This is a genomic window from Pseudomonas sp. NPDC098740, assembly GCF_044760065.1.
GTDB classification, from domain to species: Bacteria; Pseudomonadota; Gammaproteobacteria; order Pseudomonadales; family Pseudomonadaceae; genus Aquipseudomonas; species Aquipseudomonas rossensis.
The window spans coordinates 149765-172778 of sequence record NZ_JBIWAM010000012.1 but is presented as its reverse complement, the minus strand read 5'-3'; the positions used below and the strand labels follow the sequence as shown (position 1 = coordinate 172778).

The window sequence follows — 23014 nt, the reverse complement described above, 5'->3', positions numbered from 1 at the left end:
GTCTGGTTGAGAGGATCGGGTGTGAATGCTTTTACTGTGGGAGCGAGCTTGGTCCGGGCGGCGATCCGACGATGACTGAGTCATATCCGACAGAGCAATTGGCTGACCCACCGCTATCGCGAGCAATCTCGCTCCCACAAGGTTTTGAGTTGGGTCAGGACGGCGTCGGATGCAGATCGCAATTGCGTCCGGCCTTGACCAGCTGACCGGGCACTTCGTGGCCCAGCAGCGCGGGTAATCCTCGCGATAATTGCAGCAACAGCGGCAGATCGATGCCGGTGTGAATGCCGATCTCATCGCACAGGTTAACCAGGTCTTCGGTGCAGATATTGCCCGAGGCACCCGGCGCGAACGGGCAACCGCCGAGCCCGCCCAGTGCCGCGTCGAAGCGACGGGCACCGGCCTCGTAGGCGGCCAGCACGTTGCACAGACCGAGCCCCCGAGTGTTGTGGAAATGCAGGGTCAAATCAGCGGGCGAAACTCGCTGCAAGACCCGCCGCACCAGACGATCAACCTGCCGCGGATTGGCCATGCCGGTGGTGTCGGCCAGGGTAATGCCCTGGATCCCGAGTTCCTGATAAGCCTCGACGATTTGCAGCACACGATCCTCATCGATCTTGCCCTCAAACGGGCAGCCGAAGGTGGTGGCGATGCTGGCGTTGAGTCGCACCGTCGTCCCGCGAACGTATTGCACGATCTCGCCGAACGCGGCCAATGAGGCTTCGCAACGCATGCGCATGTTGGCCAGGTTGTGGGTCTGGCTGGCGGACATCACCAGATTCAACTCGTCAGCCCTGGTCGCCAACGCCCGCTGCGCGCCTTTCAGGTTGGGGATCAACGCGACATAAATCACCCCCGGTTGCCGGGTGATGCCCTTGAACACCAGCTCACCGTCGCGCAGGGCCGGAATCGCCTTGGGGGAAACGAACGAGCCTGCTTCGATGCGGCTGAAACCGGCCAGCGACAGCTGATCGATCAAGGCAATCTTGTCGAAGGTTTCGACCCAGGTCGGCTCGATCTGCAAGCCGTCGCGAGGGGAGACTTCCTGAACAATCAGGGTCTCGGAAAAATCAGTGATCATTGCACCACCCCTTGAGCTTTCAGCCGTTCGATGTCCGAATCTGTAAGGCCCAGTCCCGCGAGGATGCCGTCGGTGTGCTGGCCCAACGTAGGACCGGACCAGTTCACGCCACCGGGCGTCTCGGACATTTTCGGCACAATGCCGGGCATCTTCACCGTGGCACCGCCGGGCAGGTCGGCGTTGAGCAGCATGTCCCGCGCCTGATAGTGCGGATCGGCGACGATGTCGGCGACTGAATAGATACGCCCGGCCGGGACTTCGGCAGCTTCCAGTGCCGACAACACATCGTCGATCGACAGGCTGCTGGTCCAGTGAGTGATCGCCGCATCGAGCACGTTGCTCTTGGCGGCACGCCCGTCGTTATGGGCAAACTCCGGCGCATCGGCCAGATCACGGCGACCGATCACGTCCATCAAGCGCTTGTAGATCGGATCGCTGTTGCCGGCGATCACCACGTAGGCGCCATCGGCCGTCAGATAAGTGTTGGACGGCGCGATGCCCGGCAAGGCCCCGCCGCTGCGCTCACGAACATGGCCGAGCATGTCGTATTCCGGCACCAGGCTTTCCATGACGTTGAACACACTTTCAGCCAGCGACACATCGACGACTTGCCCACCGCCCTGCCCGGTCTTGACCCGCAGCAACGACATCAAGGCACCGATCACCGCGTGCAACGAAGCCAGGGAATCGCCGAGGCTGACGCCCACCCGGGCCGGTGGTGAACCGGGCGTGCCGGTGGTGTAGCGAATCCCGCCCATGGCCTCGCCGATCGCACCAAAACCCGGACGATCACGGTACGGGCCGGTCTGGCCATAACCGGAAATACGCACCAGCGTCAGGTCAGGGTTGAGGGCGTGCAACACGTCCCAGCCCAAGCCGAGTTTCTCCAGAGCGCCGGGACGCAGGTTTTCGATCAACACGTCGGCGCTAGTCGCCAGTTGCTTGACCAGTTCAATGCCTTCGGGTGATTTGAGATTCAGTGCGAGGGACTTCTTGTTTCGCGATTGCAGGTACCACCACAGCGATGTGCCTTCGTGCAGCTTGCGCCATTTGCGCAGCGGGTCACCCTGACCCATGGCTTCGATCTTGATCACGTCGGCGCCGAACTCGGCGAGCATGCGCGCGGCGAACGGCGCGGCGATCAGCGTGCCAATCTCGATCACTTTGATTGCACTCAAGGGGGCAGTCATCGCGGGGTACCTCATGTTGTTCTTGGAATATGAGCCAAGGCTAGAGGACCACGGGGCCTGGAATCCAACCTTCAGTTGGCAACGAACGTTCGCGAAACGCGAACGCCTTGAAGATTACCGCGACCTCAAGTCAGTCTTCGCGGGCAAGCCCGCTCCCACAGGGAATCGCCTGTGTACACAAAAACTTGATTCACTGGAGGTCAACTGTGGGAGCGGGCTTGCCCGCGAAGAGGCCAGCCCATTCAATAGAGATTTATCAGACCGCTCCGCGCAACTGCTCGAACAACATCCGGCTCACCGGCGACAGCGCCGCTTCATCGCGCACCACCAGTACCAACGCGCGATCCGACCAGTCATCCGTCAACGGCACCGCGTGCAAGCCCAGCGCCCGGCCAAACAGTTCATAGGCCTTTTGCGGCAGAATGCCGATGCCCATGTTGGCCTGAACCATCCGGCACATGGCGTCGAAACCCGGTACATGAATCCGTAGCCGCAGCACTTTGCCAGCCTGACGCGCCGCCGCGTGGGTTCGCATATTGATCGAACTGGCGGAGTGCAGACCGACGTAATCGCTGTCCAGCGTATCGGCGAAAGCCAGGTTGGAACGACTCGCCAACGGATGATCGGGCAGCATCAACACCACCAGTTTGTCCTGTCGATAAAGCACGCTGTGCAGGCCTTTGACGTCGCTGTCACTGGAGCAGATCCCAAGGTCGGCCACGCCATCCAGCACACCCTGAATCACCCCGCTGCTGGGGCGCTCTTCGAGGTCGGTCTTGACCTGAGGGTGACGCTCGGAAAAGTCTCGCAAGTCTTCGGGCAGAAACTGAATGATCGCCGACAGGTTGGCGAGCATCCGCACATAGCCGCGGATACCGTGGCTGTGTTCGCCCAGTTCGAGCGACATTTTCTCGACGTTGAACAGCATCTGCCGGGCATGGTGCAACAAGGTTTCACCGGCCGGCGTCAGGGTCATGCCCTTGGCCTGGCGCACGAACAGACTAATGCCCAGCGCTTCTTCCAACTCCATCAGCCGCTTGCTGGCCGCCGACACGGCGATGGCTTCACGCGCGGCGGCACGGGTCAGCGTGCCCTCCTCATGAACGGCGACAAACAGCTGGAGAGTGATCAGGTCGAGGCGGCGGATCAGGCTTTTTTGCAGCATGGAGGGCTCGATGACTTCTGTTCGACTGAGTCGGCAGGATAGCCCGGTTTCTACGCGACTCGGCAAAGCAAATTGCCCACAACATCACGAGGTATCGCCCTACACATAAATCTCTTGTAACACTCAGCCGTACCGGAAACAGCCGATTCAAAGCCTCCGCCGCGCTCTGTAAAGTCTGGAAACACACACGAACTGCAACACACCCATGGATCGTTTCACTCAAGGAAAGTCATTTTCATATGGACCAGACAGCACGGGCGGCAAACCGCTACACCAACTACCGCAAAGTCATCGCGTTGGCCGATCACGATTGGGAGAGCGCTGAAGCCGGGAAAATTTCGGGGCTTAACGTCGAAATCAAAAGTGCCAACCGGATGCTCGATCAGCACGGGCGCGCGTTTCATCATTTCTGCACGACGTCGTACCTGGGCCTGGATCACCATCCCGACATTCTCGACGGCGCCATGAATACACTGTGGGAAACCGGCACCCTGCGCGTCGCCAACTCAAAGAACCGCTGCAAGCTGGCAATTCTGGAACAGTACGAAACCGAACTGTCCGAGTTGTTCGGCGCCAGTTGCCTGAGCACCTTGTCGTGCAGTGCGGCGAGTGCCGGAATCCTGCCGTTGCTGGCCAGCGGCGTGTTCACGGAAAACCGCCCTCCCGTGATGGTCTTCGACCGGTTGGCGCACTACTCGATGAATCACCTCAAAGCCGCCTGCGCCGATGAAACCACGGTCGTGACCTGCCCTCATAACGACATGGATTTTCTCGAGAAGCAGTGTCAGCAACACCGCACCGTCGCGTATGTCGCCGACGGCGCCTACAGCATGGGCGGGGTCGCGGACATGGACAGTCTTTTGTATCTCAAGGACCGCTATGGGTTGTTTCTCTATCTGGACGATTCCCACGCGCTGTCCGCCGTCGGAACATTCGGCGCAGGCCTCGTGCGCCCCAGGTTGCATGCCCTGGAGGATGACTGCCTGATCGTCGCCTCGCTGGCCAAGTCGTTTGGCGCCAGCGGTGGTTTGGTGATGCTGGGCAATGAACGGCAGAAGAAGCTCATTGCGCGTTACGGCGGCCCCAGCAATTGGTCGCAAAGCCTGAACAGTGCAGCCATTGGCGCGGGCAGAGCGTCCATCCTGCTTCATCGCACGCCGGAATTTGCCGCGTTACAGGAAAAACTTCAGGTTAATATCCGGCTGTTCGACAGCCTAATACGTACCGATCAACACAACAGCAACATGGCCATTCGACTGGTCAACTGCGGCGAAGCAGCGTTGGCCAACAGCATCGCCATGGAACTGGCCAATCACGGTTTCTTCACCTCGGCAGTATTTTTTCCGGTGGTCGCACAAGGCAAGGCGGCCATCAGAATCACCCTGCGCGCCGACATGGAGCCGACGCTGATCCGCCACTTTTGTGAACTCATCACCGAGCTTTTACGCACGCGTGGCCGGGACATCGGCTGTTGAACTGAAACCAGGGAAGATTCAATGAAGAGCAGCACCACCCTCCTTGTCACCTGCTGCACGGTTTTCCTCGCCCAATTGGGTATGAGCATTTACCTGCCGGCGTTGCCGGAGATTGCCCGGGATCTGTCCGCCGACGCCTCGCAGGTTTCCTGGGGGCTGGCGGTGTATCTGATCGGCATGGCGCTGCCGATGTTGTTCTGGGGCAGCCTGGGTCAGCGCATCGGTCGCAAACCGGTGCTGCTCGCCGCGCTGGGCATCTACGGGTTGGGCAATCTGGCGCTGCCCCTGGGCCAGACGCTTGAATCGTTCCTGGCGTTTCGACTGGTTCAGGGCATTGGCGCCAGCGGCATTTCGGTCATGGCCCGGGTGCTGATCCGCGACAGTTTCCGCGGCGACCTGCTGGCCAAGGCGTTGTCCTGGATTTCGATTTCCTTTGTGGTGGCGCTGGGGATTGGCCAATACCTGGGGTCGATCATCCAGGTGGCGCTGGGCTGGCCAGCGATTTTCTACCTGTTGGGTGCTGTGAGTCTGATGATGGGGCTGGTCGTGGCTCGGGTTACGTTCCCGGTGCTGGCCGAGGAGAATGCCCCGTCATCCGCCTGGCCGAGTTACTGGCGCATTTTGCGTCATCGAGCCTTTCTGTTGCCGGCCCTCACCGGCGGCCTTGGGTACGGGGTGATTGTGGCGTTCAACACCGCAGCGCCGCTGATTCTGCAAGGACCGTTCAACTGGTCGGCCGTGGAATACGGGTTGTTGGGCTGGCCGATCAGCACGGCCTATTTTCTGGGGGCTTTGGCGGTGAATGGCTTTGTACTTCGCACCGGTCAACGCGGGTTGATGACGGCGGGCGTAGGGCTGGTGCTGGCTGGCAGCGCGGTGATGTTGCTGGGGAGTTTGGCGGGTACTTCAGTGGCGCTGCTGTTCTGGTTGCCCTATTGCGTTGCGGTGTTGGGCCAGTCTTTGACTTATCCGATCAGCCTGTCCCTGGCCAATGACGGTTCGCCGGTCGGCGGTGCGTATGCGATGGCGTTGAGCGGCTTCATTCATCAACTGATGGCCGCGGTTATCGGCGGGATCGCCAGTTTGATCGCGAGCCCGCAAGCATGGCCGTTGTCGCTGTTGTGTACCTTGCTGGCGTTGGGCGCGATGCTTTGCGTAATGCTCGCGCCCGGCCGTAAAACCTCCTAAAAGGCGCTGCGAAAAATTTCCTCGATCTGGCGCTGATCCGCCACGCGAGGATTGGTCAGGCCACACGCATCTTTCAAGGCATTGCTGGCGAGGATCGGGATGTCGTTGAGCTTGGCGCCGAGCTCACGCAAACCGGCGGGAATCTCCACGTCTTTGGACAGGCTGCGGATCGCCACGATGGCCGCCTGGGCACCCGCTTCCGGGGTGAGACCGTGAACATCGACGCCCATCGCAAGGGCGACATCGGTAAGGCGATCGGCGCAAACCAGCGCGTTAAAGCTTTGTACGTGGGGCAGCAGTACCGCGTTGCACACACCATGAGGCAAGTCGTAGAACCCGCCCAACTGGTGAGCCATGGCGTGGACATAACCCAGGGATGCGTTATTGAACGCCATGCCGGCGAGGAACTGTGCGTAGGCCATGTTTTCCCGCGCGGCCATGTCACTGCCGTCGCGGACGGCCAGGCGCAGGTTGTTGCTGATCAACGTGATCGCCTTCAGTGCGCAGGCATCGGTGATCGGATTGGCCGCCGTGGAAACGTAGGCTTCGATGGCGTGGGTCAGTGCGTCCATGCCAGTGGCAGCCGTCAGACCCTTGGGCATGGCGACCATCAACGCCGGGTCGTTGACCGACAGCAGCGGCGTGACGTTGCGATCGACAATGGCCATTTTTACGTGACGGGAGTCGTCGGTGATGATGCAGAAACGCGTCATCTCGCTGGCGGTACCGGCGGTGGTGTTGATGGCGATCAACGGCAGTTGCGGCTGGGTGGATTGATCGACGCCTTCGTAATCGCGAATCTGCCCACCGTTGGTCGCGCATAACGCGATGCCTTTGGCGCAGTCATGGGGCGAACCGCCGCCAAGGGACACCACGAAGTCACAGCGGGTTTCTTTCAGCAGCCCCAGACCGCTCTCGACGTTGGCGATGCTCGGGTTAGGCTTGGCGCCATCGAAAATCACCGAATCGATGTCCTGCATCGCCAGTTTCTCGGCAATCATCTTCGCTACGCCCGCCTTGGCCAGCCCGGCGTCGGTAACGATCAGCGCCTTGCGAAAACCATACTTGCGAATGGCGTTCATGGCTTCGTCGAGGCAACCGATGCCCATGATGTTCACGGAGGGGATGAAAAACGTGCTGCTCATGAGCGAGTCTCCTGGCTGAGGCCGAACCGGCAGCGCCGATCCAGCGGGTACCCACAGGATCGACCTATCGGTCACGCAGTAACTTGATCTGGCTCAAGTCTTGGTCGTGATAAAGTCGCCGCCCATCAGACCTTTTGCTTTGAGACTTTGACCGCAATGACCGATTTCCAGGATGTTGATGCCCAACTTGAAGACTGGAACGCCTTGCGCGCCACCGCCTCGTTCAGTGGCCTGCTGGTGGGCAACGGCGCCAGTCGCGCCGTGTGGGACGACTTCGGCTACGACTCGCTGTTCGAAAACGCCCGTACCGTAGAAGAAAAACCCCTGAGCCAGTCCGAGCTGAGCGTGTTTGACGCCCTGCAGACGCGCAGCTTCGAGCAGGTGCTCAGCGCACTGAAAACCACCAGCCGGGTCAACAAGGCCCTCGCCGTGAGCTCCGCCGCACCACGCAATCGTTACTACGCGATCAAGGAAGCGCTGATCAACACCGTGCACGCGGTGCACATCCCGTGGCGGCTGGTGGTGCCTTCGACGCTGGCGACGATCAATCAGGAACTGGGCCGCTACCGGACCGTGTTCACCACCAACTACGACCTGCTCAATTCCTGGGCGATCCAGCACCAGCCTGATGCGATCAGCGACCTGTTTCAGGGGGCAGAGCCGAGCTTCGATCTGAGCGCCACGGCGACCGATAAAACCCGCCTGCTTTACCTGCATGGCGGGTTGCATCTGGTGCGGAATCAGGACGGCACGGCGCGCAAACTGATGTCGACCGAGGGCACGCTGCTCGGCAGTTTCGCGATCAACAACACGATCAAGACCCTCGACGACGTGCCGCTGTTCGTCAATGAAGGTCCGGCGCAGGACAAGCTCAAAACCATTCGCAGCTCAGACTATCTGTCGTTCTGCTACGACCAGCTACTCGGTCATGGCGACGGGTTGTGCCTGTTCGGTCATGCCCTGGGTGAGCAGGACAGCCACATCATCCACGCCTTGCGCCAGGCGAAACCGCAAAGGGTGGCGATCTCGATTTATCCGCGCAGCAAGGCGTTCATTCAGCACCAGAAGCGGCATTACGCGAAGGTGTTTGACGGGACCGGGAGTGAGTTGCGGTTTTTTGATTCGAAGACGCATGCGTTGGGCAGCCCGAAGCTGACCGTGCCGGTCGAGCTTTAAATCAAGATCAAAACTGGCGGCTCATTCCTCGGCGCTATGCACCACCACCAACAACTGCGCCTGAACCTCGCCCACTGACCGTATTCGGTGAGGTTTCTGCGCATTGAAATGCAACGCATCCCCACGATCGAGCAGCACCCGCTCGTTCATGAAGTCCACTTCCACCTGCCCCTCATGCACGAACAGAAACTCCTCGCCCAAATGTTCCTTGAAGGTCTTGTCGGCAAACTCGGTCGGCGGGTAAATCATGAACGGCAGCAGGCTGCGCTCACTGACCTGATGAGCCAGCACCGCGTAACCCGGGCTTTCATCGTTGGCCGCCAGAGACTGGCGTTCGTCGCTGCGCACCAGGCTGTAACTGTCGAGGCTGACGTTGTCTTCGGAGAACAACTCCTCGACCTTCACGTTCAGTGCCTTGGCCAGTTTCAGCGCGGCAGCAATCGACGGGGTGTTGAGCCCGCGTTCGACTTTCGACAGATAGCTCTTGGTCATGCCGGATTTTTCGGCCAAGGCCTCCAGCGTCACGCCGAGTTTTTTTCTCAGTAATTTCAAACGGATAGACATGTAGAGCGATTAATCCATCAAGGGGGCAACGATTTTTCCTTGTTTATGACACAAAGTGTCATATAGCATCACTTGTGTCATTGCATTCACCCACGACCTTGCGAGCAACGAGTGAACGGCAAATCCGACGTCCATTGAACCACCCAAAGGACACCGATATGGCCAAGACCTTAGCACTACCCAAAGAGCAACTGGTCAAGCAAGCGCTGACCCAGATGCAAAATACCCTGGCGGATAATACGTGGACCGACCGGCAAAAGCTGGCCCTGACCTGCCGAATTCTGTTCGAGAACGGCCACGACTCCGGCCTGGCCGGGCAGATCACCGCCCGCGGCCCGCAACCGGGCACCTACTACACTCAACAACTGGGACTGGGTTTCGACGAAATTACCGCCAGCAATCTGCTGCTGGTCAACGAAGACCTGGACGTGCTTGAAGGCCACGGCATGCCCAACCCGGCCAACCGTTTCCACAGCTGGGTGTACCGCGCGCGGCCGGACGTGAACTGCATCATTCACACTCACCCGACCCACGTTGCCGCACTATCGATGCTCGAAGTGCCGCTGCAGATTTCCCACATGGACCTCTGCCCGCTCTACGACGATTGCGCGTTTCTCGAAGGCTGGCCGGGCGTGCCGGTGGGCAACGAGGAAGGTGAACTGATTGCCGGAGCTCTGGGCGACAAACGGGCGATCCTGCTTTCGCACCACGGCCAATTGTCCACAGGCGCGACCATCGAAGAAGCCTGTGTCATTGCGCAACTGATTGAACGAGCGGCCAAGCTGCAATTGCTGGCCATGAGCGCCGGGACCATCAAGCCGATCCTGCCAGAGCTGGGCCGCGAAGCCCATGACTGGATCGCCAGGCCGAAACGTCACGCCGCCGCTTTCAACTACTACGCTCGGCAGAACCTGCGTCAACACGCCGATTGCCTGAACTGAAACCACTCATTTTCAAGAGGAGAGTCGCCATGTCGACCCCAAACATTCACGGCATCATCGGCTACACCATCACTCCGTTCACCGCCAACGGTGAGGGCGTTGATCTTGAAGCGCTCGGGCGTTCCATCGATCGCCTGATCGACGACGGCGTCCACGCCATCGCACCGCTGGGCAGCACCGGCGAAGGCGCTTACCTGAGCGACGCGGAATGGGATCAGGTCAGCGAATTCAGCATCAAACACGTGGCCAAACGCGTGCCGACCATCGTCAGCGTGTCTGACCTGACCACCGCCAAAGCGGTGCGCCGCGCACGTTTCGCCGAAGCCCACGGCGCCGATGTGGTGATGGTGCTGCCGACGTCCTACTGGAAACTCAGCGAAGCGGAAATCCTCGCCCACTACCGCGCCATCGGCGAGAACATCGGCGTACCGATCATGCTCTACAACAACCCGGAGACCAGCGGCACCGACATGTCGGTGGACCTGGTCCTGCGGATTTTCAATGCCGTGGACAATGTGACGATGGTCAAGGAAAGCACCGGCGACATCCAGCGCATGCACCAGCTGCAACGGCTCGGCGAAGGTCGGGTGCCGTTCTACAACGGCTGCAATCCATTGGCGCTGGAAGCCTTTGCGGCAGGCGCGAAAGGCTGGTGCACGGCGGCACCGAACCTGATTCCGCAGCTCAATCTTGATTTGTATGAAGCGGTATTGGCCAACGACCTGGGCAAGGCACGCGAACTGTTCTACCGCCAGTTGCCGCTGTTGGATTTCATTCTGAAAGGTGGTTTGCCAGCGACGATCAAGGCCGGCTTGCGCGCCACCGGGCTGGAAGCGGGCGATCCACGGTTGCCGGTGTTTCCACTCGGCGAGGCGGGTTGCAGCCAGCTGCAGGAATTGTTGAAAGCATTGCGCTGATCTACCGGCACATACAAAACCAATGTGGGAGCGAGCTTGCTCGCGATGAGGCCATAACATTCAACAGAGATGTTGATCGTCAGTCCGCCATCGCGAGCAAGCTCGCTCCCACAGGGGATTTGCATTCATGCTTCAAACGGTGTGTTTAGAGCACCGGCAAGGTCTTGTCCTTGATCACCGTGGTCGGCCCGTTGGCCTTTACGCTGGCGATGCCTTTCTCCAGCGCGGCAGCGGAGGCGTACGCCTCGCTGCTACCGATGATCTCGTGGTTACCAGCCTTGAGGTTGAAGTAAGGATGGCCATCCTTGGTGGTTTTCTTCTCATAGCGTTCATCCTTCGGGCTGCTGCTCTGAACCGACACGATGCCTTTGTCAGCGGCAGCGCGGGTGGTGTACAGCTCGCTGGTCAGAATGGTTTCCGCGTTAGCGGCCTTCAGTACAAACTTGAACTGACCATTGCTGCTTTTGCTCACTTCATACCATCCAGACATGCTCTTTCTCCTTGGCAATTGAGAGGTTTCGCGCTTCAGAGTAAAGACCAACCTGCCCTACTTCACCACCGCGCGCACTACCGATAATTCCGGTGACTGCACCCGTCGCTGACTAAGGTACCGCGTACAGCTGACCCGTAAAAACGAGGCAAAATTCACCACCTCGCCGCGGTAGTCCATCACCTCTTCATACAGCTTGGCGATCAACTGGTTGGTGGTCATGCCGTCGACCTCGGCGATTTCGCTGAGGATGTCCCAGAACTGATTCTCCAGCCGCAGGGTGGTGACCACCCCGCAGATGCGCAGCGAGCGGGAGCGCGATTCATAGAGAATCGGATCGGCTTTGACATAGAGCTCGCACATGGAAAGGTCCCTCGTTACAGCGTGATTTTGGTGCCCAGCAACCCGAGGAAACCGGCGAGCCAGCTCGGGTGCGCCGGCCAGGCCGGAGCAGTGGCCAGATTGCCCTGAACGTGACCTTCCGTCACCGGGATATCGATGAACGTACCGCCCGCCAGGCGCACTTCCGGAGCACAGGCCGGGTAGGCGCTGCACTCGCGACCTTCGAGAATCCCCGCTGCCGCCAGCAATTGTGCGCCGTGACACACAGCGGCGATCGGTTTGCCGGCATTGTCGAACGCGCGCACCAGTTCCAGGACTTTTTCGTTCAGGCGCAGGTACTCCGGCGCACGACCGCCCGGCACCAGCAGGGCGTCGTAGTCCTCGGACTTGACCTTGGCGAAGTCGAAGTTCAGGGCAAACAGGTGACCGGGTTTTTCGCTGTAGGTCTGCTCGCCTTCGAAGTCATGGATCGCCGTGCGCACGGTCTGACCGGCGGTTTTGTCCGGGCAAACGGCGTGCACCGTGTGACCGACCATCAGCAGCGCCTGAAACGGCACCATCACTTCGTAGTCTTCGACGTAATCGCCGACCAGCATCAGAATTTTTTTAGCCGCCATGGGGAGGACTCCTCTGGGAAATACGTGGGCCTGCAGGAGTATTCAAGGTAGTCCTTAATCAGCATGGCAGGTAATACCCGACTACTACGCAGCTCCTACGTTGCGAGCATTACTCGCAACTGTACGGATAACTCTGCGCCTAGCTGTAACAGCGCCCCCCCGCGGTTTATGGCTAGATGAAGGTCTTCCCGCCACCCTCGATTCTGGTTGCCATCATGTCCTCGCGCGAAAACACCGGCATGGCCCTCGGCCTGCTCGGCGTTGTGATCTTCAGCCTCACCCTGCCCTTCACACGGATCGTCGTGCAGGAACTCCATCCGCTGCTCAACGGCCTGGGCCGTGCGCTGTTCGCGGCGGTTCCGGCGGCGTTGCTGTTGCTGTGGCGCCGGGAAAAATGGCCGACCTGGAAACAGGTCAAAGGCCTGACCCTGGTGATTGCCGGGGTGATCCTAGGCTTCCCGGTGTTGTCGGCCTGGGCCATGCAAACCTTGCCGGCGTCTCACGGTGCGCTGGTCAACGGCTTACAGCCGTTGTGCGTGGCGCTGTACGCCGCGTGGTTGTCCCACGAACGACCGTCGAAAGCCTTCTGGGCCTGCGCTGCGCTGGGCAGCGCGCTGGTGCTGGGTTATGCGCTGATCAGTGGGGCGGGCAGCATTCAGGCCGGTGATTTGCTGATGCTCGGGGCGATTGCCGTGGGCGGTTTGGGGTACGCCGAGGGCGGCCGATTGGCCAAGGAGATGGGCGGTTGGCAGGTGATCTGCTGGGCGCTGGTGCTGTCGACGCCGTTGCTGATCGGGCCGGTGGTGTACCTGGCGCTGCAACATCAAGGCGAGATCTCGGTCAAGACCTGGTGGGCCTTCGGTTACGTCTCGCTGTTCTCGCAGTTCATCGGTTTCTTTGCCTGGTACGCCGGGCTGGCGATGGGGGGGATTGCCCGGGTCAGTCAGATCCAACTGTTGCAGATCTTCTTCACCATCGCTTTTTCGGCGCTGTTCTTCGGCGAACACATCGAGCCGATCACCTGGCTGTTTGCCGCCGGGGTGATCGTGACCGTGATGTTGGGACGCAAGACCGCCGTGAAGCCCGCTCCCACAGGGGTCAGAGGTAGCCGTCAGCCCGCAGCAGGGTTTCGAGGCAATGCTCGCTGATGCGGTAGAAATCCTTCAGTTCCTGAATCTTCACCAACAACTGGGCCGGATCAACCGGCTCGGCACGTTTGACCGCCAGGATCATCTTGTTCTTGTTGGTGTGGTCCAGTGAAATGAACTCGAACACCTTGGTCTCGTAACCACAGGCTTCCAGGAACAACGCACGCAAACTGTCGGTGACCATTTCCGCTTGCTGGCCCAAATGCAGACCGTATTGCAGCATCGGCTTGAGCAGCGCCGGGCTCTGGATTTGCAGGCGGATCTGCTTGTGGCAGCACGGCGAGCACATGATGATCGAGGCGCCGGAGCGAATGCCGGTGTGAATCGCATAGTCAGTGGCGATGTCACAGGCATGCAGCGCGATCATCACGTCCAGCTCGCTCGGCGCCACACTGCGCACATCACCGCACTTGAACACCAGCCCCGGATGCTCGAGCTTTGCGGCCGCGGCATTGCACAAATCCACCATCTCTTCGCGCAACTCGACGCCGGTCACCACGCCTTCGGCCTTCAAGGTGTTGCGCAGGTAGTCATGGATCGCGAACGTCAGGTAACCCTTGCCCGAGCCGAAGTCCGCCACCTGAACCGGTTTGTCCAGCGCCAGTGGTGAGGTGGTCAGCGCATGGCTGAAGACTTCGATGAACTTGTTGATCTGCTTCCACTTGCGCGACATCGCCGGGATCAGCTCGTGCTTGCTGTTCGTCACACCAAGGTCGGCCAGGAACGGCCGGCTCAGGTCGAGAAAGCGGTTCTTCTCGCGGTTATGCTCAGCGGATGGCACTTCACGCAATTGCTGAGGTTTGCTCTTGAACAGCGAAGACTTGCCCTTTTTGCTGTATTCCAGCTGAGCTTCATCAGTCAGCGACAGCAAATGCGCATTTTTGAACGATGCTGGCAAGAGTGCGGCGATGGTCGCTACGCCCTCGGCAATCGGCAAATTCTTGGTGATGTCGCGGGTTTTGTAGCGATAGACGAAGGACAGGCAGGGCTGATCCTTGACCGTCAGTTGCTTGATGATCAGCCGCTGCAAGTCCACTTCAGTGCCGACGTACTTGGCCAGCACCAGTTTGATGAAGGCGTTCTGATCAAGGCTGGATTGCAGCAGATCGATGAACTGGGCGTGATGATCCGGCACGAGGCTGGCGGGAGTGGCGGTGACAGACATGGGAAAAGCGGCCTCGGGCGGTGCGGATCGGGGAATGGCGGGTATTTTAGGGGGGATGGGGATTGAGGGCACGGGTAATTTCCCGAACGGTGCGATCTGTAGCAGCTGGCGCAGCCGAACGCAGGCTTCGCCAGCTGCTACAAGGAATGTGTCGCTGCCTAGACTCAGCCCAACACCACCAACCGATTCGGCAACTCATTCCTCACATGCGTCACCGGCACATGCACCTTGAGCAACTCGCCACACGCCTCGACGCAGGTGACAAACCCCTGCAACGTCTGCCCCTGCTTCACCTGCTGAGTGAACGCCGCAACAATTCCATCCCAGTTCTTGTTGTCCAGCCGTTTCGAAATCCCCTCATCCACCAGAATCTCCACATAGCGCTCAGCCTCGGAGACGAAAATCAGCATGCCAGTGCTGCCCACCGTGTGGTGCAGGTTTTGCTCCAGAAACTGCCGGCGCGCCAGGTTCGAGGCGCGCCAGTGACGCACCGAGCGCGGGATCAGGTGCGTGGTTATTTTCGGAATCCGGAACACCAGGCACAGCACGATGAACGTGATCCATTGCACCAGCAGCAAGCTGTGCATGGTCAGCCAGCCCGACAGGTAATGCACGATACCCGGTACCACTAGCGCCACCAGGCTGGCCCAGAGCAGCGGGATGTACGCGTAGTCGTCGGCGCGGGCCGCGAGCACGGTCACCAGTTCGGCGTCCGTATCGCGCTCGACCCGGGCAATCGCCTCGGCAACTTTGCGTTGTTCGTGTTCAGTCAGTAATGCCATGTTTAAGAATGCCCACTCGCTATTGTTGTGTGATCACCAGCCGCCCGACGAACCGCCGCCCCCGAAACTGCCCCCACCGCCGCTGAAGCCCCCGCCTCCACCGCCGCCAAAACCTCCACCGCCGAACCCGCCGCTCGAACCGCCTCGACCACCGCCACCGCCACCGCTGGGCAGGATCCCGAGCATCTGGCAGACAAACATCGTCAGGATGAACAGCATCACCAGAAACACGAAGATCCCCGGATGCCGTGAGACAAAGTCGCTTTCCTGATTGCCGCCGGAGTCAAACACCGTGGACGGCTCATCCAGCGGATTGCCGCCCAGCACCACGAGCATTGCCGCGACCCCGTCGCTGATGCCCTTGCTGAAGTTGCCGGTCTTGAACGCAGGGGTGATCACCTGATTGATGATCACCGAACTCTGCGCATCGGTCAGCCGATCTTCCAGGCCATAACCGACTTCAATCCGCAGCTTGCGATCGTCACGCGCAACGATCAACAACGCGCCAGTGTTCTTGTCCTTCTGGCCGATGCCCCAGTAGCGCCCCAGTTGATAACCGAAGTCCGCAATGTCGGTGCCCTGCAAATCCGGCAACGTGACCACCACCAGCTGCTCGCCGGTGGCTTTTTCATGGGCCTGAAGCTGTTGCGTCAGCTGCTCACGCACCGCAGGCTCGATCATCTGGGCGTTATCGACCACCCGCCCGGTCAGTTCCGGAAACTTCAACTCGGCCTGGGCCGTCAGGGCAAACACCCACAGCAACAGCACCAGGCCAACTTTCAACACGCGCATTGGCAACCTCATCCGTGGTGACGCTACAAACCCATCTCGATACTTACTTGAACTTCACTTCTGGCGCTTTTTGCGCATCGGGGCTGGTGGCCTCGAAGGTTTCGCGGATCGGCAAATCGCTGTACATCACGGTGTGCCACAGGCGACCGGGGAAGGTACGCAGTTCCGTGTTGTATTTCTGCACGGCGAGGATGAAGTCCCGACGCGCCACGGCGATGCGGTTCTCGGTGCCTTCAAGTTGCGATTGCAACGCCAGGAAGTTCTGGTTGGCCTTGAGGTCCGGGTAACGCTCGGACACCACCATCAAACGGCTCAAGGCACCGGTCAGCTGATCCTGGGCCTGCTGGAACTGCTTGAGCTTTTCTGGATTGTCCAGCGTGCTGGCGTCCACCTGAATGGACGTGGCCTTGGCCCGGGCTTCGATCACCGCAGTCAGGGTTTCCTGCTCATGCTGGGCGTAGCCCTTGACGGTTTCCACCAGGTTGGGGATCAGGTCGGCGCGGCGCTGGTACTGGTTCTGCACCTGGCCCCAGGCGGCCTTGGCCTGTTCGTCGAGGGTCGGGATCGTGTTGATGCCGCAGCCGGCCAGCAGTGTAGTCAGCAACATCAAGGCTGCAACCTGCAGGCTCGACCGATAGTGGTGTCGTACATTCATCTGGTTGATGCTCCCTTGCACATTCCGTTGAAAAACAACCTTCGAACTTTGAACCCGGCTCTTCGGGCATAATCTGCCGCCGCCACTGGATTGCATCGCGCCAATGGGCTAAAAGATGCCCCAGCGCAAAAAACACTGCCGAAGTGTGCTGCATTTACCTGAACAACAATAGTCGCTCCCTAAATTTTGGCTGACCGGCGCGTATTCACTGCCGTTTAGGCTTTTGAGAAAACTATTCATGAAGAAGCTGTGTTTGCTGGGCCTGTTCGTCAGCCTGGCCAGTCATAACGTATTGGCCGCCACGACCCCCGCACCTCTGGAAAACAAGGACGCTTTCATCAGCAATCTGATGAAGCAGATGACCCTCGATGAAAAGATCGGCCAGTTGCGCCTGATCAGCATCGGCCCGGAAATGCCTCGGGAGACGATCCGCCAGGAAATCGCAGCCGGCAACATCGGTGGCACGTTCAACTCGATCACCCGCCCGGAAAACCGTCCAATGCAGGACGCGGCCATGCGCAGCCGGTTGAAGATCCCGATGTTCTTCGCCTATGACGTGATCCACGGCCACCGCACCATTTTCCCGATCCCGATAGCCTTGGCCTCAAGCTGGGACATGGACGCCATCGGCCTGTCCGGGCGCATCGCTGCCAAGGAAGCCGCGGCGGACAGCCTCGACATCACCTTCGCACCGATGGTCGACATCTCCCGCGACCCGCGCTGGGGCCGGACTTCCGAAGGATTCGGCGAAGACACGTATCTGGTGTCGCGCATCGCCGGCGTGATGGTCAAAGCCTTCCAGGGCACGGGCGCGAACGCGGCCGACAGCATCATGGCCAGCGTCAAGCACTTTGCCCTGTACGGCGCGGTCGAGGGCGGTCGCGACTACAACGTCGTCGACATGAGCCCGGTCAAGATGTTCCAGGACTACCTGCCACCGTACCGTGCGGCTATCGACGCCGGTGCTGGCGGGGTGATGGTCGCGCTGAACTCGATCAACGGCGTGCCGGCTACCGCCAACACCTGGCTGATGAACGATCTGTTGCGCAAGCAATGGGGCTTCAAAGGCCTGGCCGTCAGCGACCACGGGGCGATTTTCGAGCTGATCAAACACGGCGTTGCCCGTGACGGTCGCGAAGCCGCGAAGCTGGCGATCAAGGCTGGCATCGACATGAGCATGAACGACACCCTTTACGGCAAAGAGCTGCCGGGGCTGTTGAAGGCGGGTGAGATCCAGCAAAGCGACATCGACAACGCCGTGCGTGAAGTGCTCGCCGCCAAGTACGACATGGGCCTGTTCAAGGACCCGTACCTGCGCATCGGCAAGGCTGAGGATGATCCGGCCGACACTTACGCCGAAAGCCGTCTGCACCGCACCGAGGCCCGTGACGTCGCGCGCCGCAGCATGGTGTTGCTGAAGAACCAGGGCGAAACCCTGCCGCTGAAGAAAACCGCGAAAATCGCCCTGGTCGGCCCGCTGGCCAAGGCACCGATCGACATGATGGGCAGCTGGGCCGCCGCTGGTAAACCCGAGCAATCGGTGACTCTGTTTGATGGCATGACCAACGCACTGGGCGCGCAATCGACGCTGATCTACGCCCGTGGCGCCAACATCACCAGTGACAAGAAGGTGCTGGATTACCTGAACTTCCTCAACTTCGACGCGCCGGAAGTGGTGGACGATCCGCGCTCGGCCCAAGTGCTGATCGACGAAGCTGTGAAAGCCGCCAAGGATGCCGATGTGGTGGTGGCAGCAGTGGGCGAGTCCCGTGGCATGTCCCACGAATCGTCGAGCCGCACCGACCTGAACATTCCGGCCAACCAGCGCGATTTGATCAAGGCCCTAAAGGCCACCGGCAAACCGCTGGTGCTGGTGTTGATGAACGGCCGTCCGCTGTCGATTCTCGAAGAGAAGGAGCAGGCGGACGCGATTCTGGAAACCTGGTTCAGCGGCACCGAAGGCGGCAATGCCATCGCCGACGTACTGTTCGGCGACTACAACCCGTCGGGCAAATTGCCGATCACCTTCCCGCGTTCGGTAGGCCAGATTCCGACCTACTACAACCATCTGAGCATTGGCCGGCCGTTCACGCCGGGCAAACCGGGCAACTACACCTCGCAGTATTTCGATGACACCACAGGTCCCCTGTTCCCGTTTGGTTTCGGCCTGAGCTACACCGATTTCAGCCTGAGCGACATGGCGCTATCGTCGACCACGCTGAACAAAACCGGCAAGCTCGACGCCAGCGTCATGGTGAAAAACACCGGCAAGCGTGACGGCGAAACCGTGGTGCAGTTGTACATCCAGGACGTGACCGGCTCGATGATCCGCCCGATCAAGGAACTGAAGAACTTCCAGAAAGTCATGCTCAAGGCCGGCGAACAGAAAGTCGTGCGCTTTACCATCACCGAGGATGACTTGAAGTTCTTCAACGCCCAGCTCAAGTACGCGGCAGAACCGGGCAAGTTCAACGTGGAGATCGGCCTGGATTCCCAGGACGTGACGCAGCAGAGCTTTGAACTGCTGTAACCCTTAAAGCAAAAGATCGCAGCCTGCGGCAGCTCCTACAAGATGTACATCATCCCAATGTAGGAGCTGCCGCAGGCTGCGATCTTTTGATCTTGCCCTACCCGCGTCGATCCAGCAGATTCACCACCAGCCGATCCACCCATCCCCAAATCCTTTGCTTCACTCGCCGCCACAGCGGCCGGCGTTGCCATGCTTCCAGGCTGACTTCCTGGCTCTGCGCAAAGTCCTTCTCGAAACTTGCCGCCACCGCACGCGTCAGCTCCGGGTCCAGCGCCTCAAGGTTGGCTTCCAGGTTGAAGCGCAAATTCCAGTGATCGAAATTGCACGAGCCGATGCTCACCCAGTCGTCGATCAAGACCATTTTCAAATGCAGGAAACACGGCTGGTATTCGAAGATCTTCACCCCGGTCTTGAGCAATCGCGGGTAGTAGCGATGCCCGGCGTAGCGCACCGACGGGTGATCGGTGCGTGGCCCGGTCAGCAGCAGACGCACGTCAACACCGCGGCCCGCTGCCCGACGCAGTGAGCGGCGGACTTTCCAGGTCGGCAGGAAATACGGCGTCGCCAGCCAGATCCGCTGCTGGCCGCTGTTCAACGCGCGAGTCAACGACTGCAGGATGTCCCGGTGCTGGCGGGCGTCGGCATAGGCGACCCGGCCCATGCCCTCGCCCATGGACGGCACGCGTGGCAGACGCGGCAAGCCGAAATGCGAAGCCGGTTTCCAGGCGCGCCGATGCCGGTTGGCGATCCATTGGCGGTCGAACAGCAACTGCCAGTCGGTGACCAAGGGACCGCTGATTTCCACCATCACTTCGTGCCATTCGCTGGTGTCTTCGCCCGGCGTCCAGAATTCATCGGTCACCCCGGTGCCGCCCACCACGGCCATGCTCTGATCGACCAGCAACAGCTTGCGGTGATCGCGGTAGAAGTTGCCCACCCAACGCCGCCAGCTCAGGCGATTGTAAAAACGCAGCTCCACGCCCGCCGCCATCAATCGCTGGCGCAAGGTCAGGGTGAACGCGAGGCTGCCGTAATCATCGAACAGGCAGCGCACGCGCACCCCACGTTCGGCAGCCTGGACCAACGCCTGAACCATCGCTTCGGCACAGGCACCCGCCTCCACCAGGTACAACTCCAGCTCGACCTGCTCTTCGGCGCGGGCAATCGCGACCAACATCCGTGGAAAAAACTGCGGACCGTCAATCAGCAGTTCAAAACGGTTGCCTTCACGCCAGGGGAATATCGCGCCGGCCATGTCAGCGCGCCGTGAAAATCAGTACCGCACCCACCGGCACCGACAGACTGATGGCCGACAAACCGGCGACCTTGCGCAAACTTTCCAGGCCGGGGGCCAGGTCGAAATCCGCGGCATTGATGATCAGCGGTTCGAGGGTCACCACCTGGAAGCGTCGGTCATCGAGACGAGTCGCCAGCAGTTCGGCATTGTATTCATGTTGTTTGCCATGGAGGTTGACCGTCAGCGGCAAACGCAATTCAAGTTGCGCGCCGGGCGCCAGATCGTTGATCGGGCGTAGATCAATCTGCGCGGTGATCAGTGCTTCGGGGAAAGTCTGGATTTCAAACAGGTCCTTGCGCATGCGTTCATCGCGCAGCGGGATGCCACTGTTGACCGAGTCCATCTCGACTTCCACCTCGGCCAGGCCTTTGGGATCGACCTTGCCGTGCAGCACCAGAAAGCGTTGCACTTCGGAAATGTTGGCGTTTTTGGTGCTGATGAATGACAGCCGCGAGGACTCGCCATCCAGATACCAATCGGCATGCGCCGACAGGGTGGCACCGGCCAGCAGCAGGAAAGCGAGGGTTTTGCAGAGGAAGCGGTTGAACATAGAGACTCGTGGGGCAGATAAACCTGCACGAACCTTAACCGCCCGTGAGCCAATTGCAAACTTGTGTAGCAGCTGCCGAAGGCTGCGTTCGGTTCGGGCCGCGTTCGGACGAAGCAGTCGCCAATCCAGCCACCTCGGTCTCCCTGTAAAACCGCAGCGCCTGATTTCACGACTGCTTCGTCCGAACGCGGCCCGAACCGAACGCAGGCTTCGCCAGCTGCTACAAGAACAGTGGTGTTCAGGGTGATAGGCGGCAGCCTTGCCGTTCTCCGACCCACACGGCGCTGTTGCTGCGACCCATGCCGCTGACAGTGACGCGCTTGCTGGCGGGGTCATCGGTAAAGCCACTGGTCGGCAGCCACTGTGTCACATAGCTGTGGCAGTACTCGGCCGGGTTGTTCATCACGTAACGGCACGAACAATATTCCTTGGCGGTATAGCTGCTGATGATGTCCGGGAATGCCCACAGCGCCACCCGTTCCTTCCAGATCCAGCCGAGCAAGGCGATCAGCAGGACCGACAACAGCGTGCTGAACGGTCGGCGACGAACAAAATTGCGACGCTTCATGGCTGCCCCTTCGCGGCAAATGCCTTGAGTGCGAGTTTGAGCAAATCGTTGTGCTGGTAGCGGCCGTCGCGGTCATCGCCGTAGCGCACGATCACCAGGTTTTCGCTGGGAATCACGTACATCGCCTGACCCCAATGACCCAGCGCGGCGAAGGTATCGTCGGGTGCATCGGGCCAGGGTTTTGCCGCGCCTTCCACCGCGCGGTTAAGCCACCAATGGCCGCCGGGTACAGCATCGTCCTGATGGGCTTGATAGCGGGCGAACGGTTCGCGGTTGAAAATAACCCAGTCCTTGGGCAGCAATTGCCGCTCGCCCCAACGACCATCGCGAGCCATCAACAGACCGACGCGGGCCAGATCCCTGGCGGTGAGGTAGGCATAGGATGAAGCGACGAATGTCCCCGTGGCGTCGGCCTCCCAAACGGCGTGGCGAATCCCCAAGGGTTCGAACAGAGCAGTCCATGGATAGTCCGGATAGCGGGTCGGGCCGACGATGGTTTTCAGCGCGGCGGACAACAGATTGCTGTCACCGCTGGAGTAACGGAATGCCTGACCGGGTTTGGCGTATTCACCGTGATCGGCGGTGAACGCGGCCATGTCCGGGTGGCCGCGGGTGTAGAGCATCGCGACCACCGAGGATTTCAACGGCGCGTATTCATAGTCTTCCTGCCAGTCCAGACCCGAGGCCCAATGCAGGAGGTCGGCCATGGTCATCGTCGGGTGTTTTTCCAGTGGTGGATAAAATTTCTGCACCGGGTCCTGAAGCTTGAACAGACCTTCGCCATAGGCCACGCCGAGAACCGCGGCCATCAGGCTTTTGCTGATGGACCAGGTCAGGTGCGGGGTGTCGGCGGTGGTCGGGGTGGCGTAGCGTTCGTAGATCAACTGGCCGTCGCGGATCACCAGCAAGGCGTCGGTGCGGAGGCCTTTTCGGGTGGCCTCATCACGGGGTGGGAAGGCGTAAGTTTCCAGCGCTTGAAGCGCCGGCCCGGTGACTGTCGGGCCGGTCGACCATTGCTCGGCAGGCCAGTATTCGGCGTGGGCCGTGAGGCTGAGCAGGAGCAGGAAAATCAGGGACAAGCCTTTGAACATGGTGGGGGCTCGGAGGGATGGACCTGCTGAGCCTAGTCGCGGTTGATGACAGTTCGAAAATTTGTGTTGCCCATCAGACCGCCATCGCGGGCAAGCCCGCTCCCACAGGGATTGTGTGTTGCTCACCATCTGTGTCACACCACCG

23 protein-coding genes are annotated in these 23014 nt (G+C 60.2%); 7 read left to right on the top strand and 16 right to left on the bottom strand.

All coding sequences use genetic code 11. From position 1 onward, the window contains the following. Positions 1 to 154 precede the first annotated feature (154 nt). From ACIQU2_RS17015 to ACIQU2_RS17005, 3 genes are all read right to left on the bottom strand, one after another. Entirely contained in the window at positions 155 to 1081 is a 927-nt protein-coding gene (locus tag ACIQU2_RS17015; protein ID WP_347805820.1) for a hydroxymethylglutaryl-CoA lyase, read from the bottom strand. Beyond that, entirely contained in the window at positions 1078 to 2271 is a 1194-nt protein-coding gene (locus ACIQU2_RS17010) for a CaiB/BaiF CoA transferase family protein (RefSeq protein ID WP_403142711.1), read from the bottom strand. The genes ACIQU2_RS17015 and ACIQU2_RS17010 overlap by 4 nt, the downstream gene beginning before the upstream one ends. A 256-nt stretch (positions 2272 to 2527) precedes the next feature. Then, a complete protein-coding gene (locus tag ACIQU2_RS17005) occupies positions 2528 to 3436 on the bottom strand; it encodes a LysR substrate-binding domain-containing protein (RefSeq protein WP_403142709.1) in 909 nt (302 codons plus the stop codon). Between the two features lie 239 nt (positions 3437 to 3675). On the opposite strand from ACIQU2_RS17005, the gene ACIQU2_RS17000 reads away from it, so the two are divergent. Both ACIQU2_RS17000 and ACIQU2_RS16995 read left to right on the top strand, forming a co-directional pair. Next, on the top strand, positions 3676 to 4911 hold the full coding sequence (locus ACIQU2_RS17000) for an aminotransferase class I/II-fold pyridoxal phosphate-dependent enzyme (protein WP_403142706.1): 1236 nt from the start codon (positions 3676 to 3678) through the stop codon (positions 4909 to 4911). Between the two features lie 21 nt (positions 4912 to 4932). Continuing rightward, entirely contained in the window at positions 4933 to 6099 is a 1167-nt protein-coding gene (locus tag ACIQU2_RS16995; protein WP_403142704.1) for an MFS transporter, read from the top strand. On the opposite strand, the gene yiaY is transcribed toward ACIQU2_RS16995, so the two are convergent. Continuing rightward, positions 6096 to 7244 carry an L-threonine dehydrogenase gene (gene yiaY / locus ACIQU2_RS16990; protein ID WP_347806005.1) on the bottom strand — a complete coding sequence of 383 codons (1149 nt, stop codon included), beginning with the start codon at positions 7242 to 7244 and terminating at the stop codon, positions 6096 to 6098. The two genes, ACIQU2_RS16995 and yiaY, sit on opposite strands and share 4 nt — an antisense overlap. Before the next feature lie 156 nt (positions 7245 to 7400). Between yiaY and ACIQU2_RS16985 the strand changes: the two genes are divergently transcribed. After that, on the top strand, positions 7401 to 8420 hold the full coding sequence (locus tag ACIQU2_RS16985; protein WP_403142703.1) for a DUF4917 family protein: 1020 nt from the start codon (positions 7401 to 7403) through the stop codon (positions 8418 to 8420). Positions 8421 to 8441: 21 nt separating this feature from the next. On the opposite strand, the gene ACIQU2_RS16980 is transcribed toward ACIQU2_RS16985, so the two are convergent. Further along, positions 8442 to 8984, bottom strand: coding sequence for an XRE family transcriptional regulator (locus ACIQU2_RS16980; RefSeq protein ID WP_347806003.1), 543 nt, complete (start codon positions 8982 to 8984; stop codon positions 8442 to 8444). 158 nt (positions 8985 to 9142) lie between these two features. On the opposite strand from ACIQU2_RS16980, the gene ACIQU2_RS16975 reads away from it, so the two are divergent. Further along, positions 9143 to 9925, top strand: coding sequence for an aldolase (locus ACIQU2_RS16975; RefSeq protein WP_403142700.1), 783 nt, complete (start codon positions 9143 to 9145; stop codon positions 9923 to 9925). Between the two features lie 29 nt (positions 9926 to 9954). Further along, complete coding sequence (locus tag ACIQU2_RS16970; protein WP_403142697.1) at positions 9955 to 10842, top strand: dihydrodipicolinate synthase family protein; 888 nt, start codon at positions 9955 to 9957, stop codon at positions 10840 to 10842. A gap of 145 nt (positions 10843 to 10987) precedes the next feature. On the opposite strand, the gene ACIQU2_RS16965 is transcribed toward ACIQU2_RS16970, so the two are convergent. The 3 genes from ACIQU2_RS16965 to ACIQU2_RS16955 are packed head-to-tail and all read right to left on the bottom strand — an operon-like array spanning position 10988 to position 12291. Beyond that, positions 10988 to 11332 (bottom strand): YegP family protein, encoded by a 345-nt coding sequence (locus ACIQU2_RS16965; RefSeq protein ID WP_347806000.1) that lies wholly within the window; start codon positions 11330 to 11332, stop codon positions 10988 to 10990. A gap of 57 nt (positions 11333 to 11389) precedes the next feature. Next, positions 11390 to 11695, bottom strand: a complete 306-nt coding sequence (locus ACIQU2_RS16960) for a ribbon-helix-helix domain-containing protein (RefSeq protein WP_095127981.1) — start codon at positions 11693 to 11695, stop codon at positions 11390 to 11392. 14 nt (positions 11696 to 11709) lie between these two features. Further along, positions 11710 to 12291 carry a DJ-1/PfpI family protein gene (locus ACIQU2_RS16955; RefSeq protein ID WP_403142696.1) on the bottom strand — a complete coding sequence of 194 codons (582 nt, stop codon included), beginning with the start codon at positions 12289 to 12291 and terminating at the stop codon, positions 11710 to 11712. A 215-nt stretch (positions 12292 to 12506) separates the two neighbouring features. Between ACIQU2_RS16955 and ACIQU2_RS16950 the strand changes: the two genes are divergently transcribed. Next, positions 12507 to 13439: a DMT family transporter gene (locus tag ACIQU2_RS16950; protein ID WP_403142694.1), complete on the top strand. Its 933-nt coding sequence runs from the start codon at positions 12507 to 12509 to the stop codon at positions 13437 to 13439. On the opposite strand, the gene ACIQU2_RS16945 is transcribed toward ACIQU2_RS16950, so the two are convergent. From ACIQU2_RS16945 to ACIQU2_RS16930, 4 genes are all read right to left on the bottom strand, one after another. After that, positions 13390 to 14604, bottom strand: coding sequence for a class I SAM-dependent methyltransferase (locus ACIQU2_RS16945; RefSeq protein WP_403142692.1), 1215 nt, complete (start codon positions 14602 to 14604; stop codon positions 13390 to 13392). The genes ACIQU2_RS16950 and ACIQU2_RS16945 overlap by 50 nt on opposite strands. Positions 14605 to 14768: 164 nt before the next feature. Then, positions 14769 to 15386, bottom strand: coding sequence for a TPM domain-containing protein (locus ACIQU2_RS16940; RefSeq protein WP_403142690.1), 618 nt, complete (start codon positions 15384 to 15386; stop codon positions 14769 to 14771). 33 nt (positions 15387 to 15419) lie between these two features. Continuing rightward, on the bottom strand, positions 15420 to 16178 hold the full coding sequence (locus ACIQU2_RS16935) for a TPM domain-containing protein (RefSeq protein ID WP_403142687.1): 759 nt from the start codon (positions 16176 to 16178) through the stop codon (positions 15420 to 15422). 43 nt (positions 16179 to 16221) lie between these two features. Beyond that, positions 16222 to 16833 (bottom strand): LemA family protein, encoded by a 612-nt coding sequence (locus ACIQU2_RS16930; RefSeq protein ID WP_149417837.1) that lies wholly within the window; start codon positions 16831 to 16833, stop codon positions 16222 to 16224. A 238-nt stretch (positions 16834 to 17071) separates the two neighbouring features. Between ACIQU2_RS16930 and bglX the strand changes: the two genes are divergently transcribed. Beyond that, positions 17072 to 19363, top strand: coding sequence for a beta-glucosidase BglX (bglX, locus tag ACIQU2_RS16925; RefSeq protein ID WP_403142684.1), 2292 nt, complete (start codon positions 17072 to 17074; stop codon positions 19361 to 19363). A 97-nt stretch (positions 19364 to 19460) separates the two neighbouring features. On the opposite strand, the gene ACIQU2_RS16920 is transcribed toward bglX, so the two are convergent. The 4 genes from ACIQU2_RS16920 to ACIQU2_RS16905 all read right to left on the bottom strand — a co-directional run bounded on the left by ACIQU2_RS16920 (position 19461) and on the right by ACIQU2_RS16905 (position 22869). After that, on the bottom strand, positions 19461 to 20618 hold the full coding sequence (locus tag ACIQU2_RS16920; RefSeq protein WP_403142682.1) for a phosphatidylserine/phosphatidylglycerophosphate/cardiolipin synthase family protein: 1158 nt from the start codon (positions 20616 to 20618) through the stop codon (positions 19461 to 19463). 1 nt (position 20619) lies between these two features. Continuing rightward, positions 20620 to 21210: a YceI family protein gene (locus tag ACIQU2_RS16915; protein WP_403142679.1), complete on the bottom strand. Its 591-nt coding sequence runs from the start codon at positions 21208 to 21210 to the stop codon at positions 20620 to 20622. Between the two features lie 238 nt (positions 21211 to 21448). After that, a complete protein-coding gene (locus ACIQU2_RS16910) occupies positions 21449 to 21778 on the bottom strand; it encodes an amidase (protein WP_403142677.1) in 330 nt (109 codons plus the stop codon). Then, positions 21775 to 22869 carry a serine hydrolase domain-containing protein gene (locus tag ACIQU2_RS16905; protein WP_403142676.1) on the bottom strand — a complete coding sequence of 365 codons (1095 nt, stop codon included), beginning with the start codon at positions 22867 to 22869 and terminating at the stop codon, positions 21775 to 21777. Before ACIQU2_RS16905 ends, ACIQU2_RS16910 begins: the two co-directional genes overlap by 4 nt. Between the last annotated feature and the right edge of the window lie 145 nt (positions 22870 to 23014).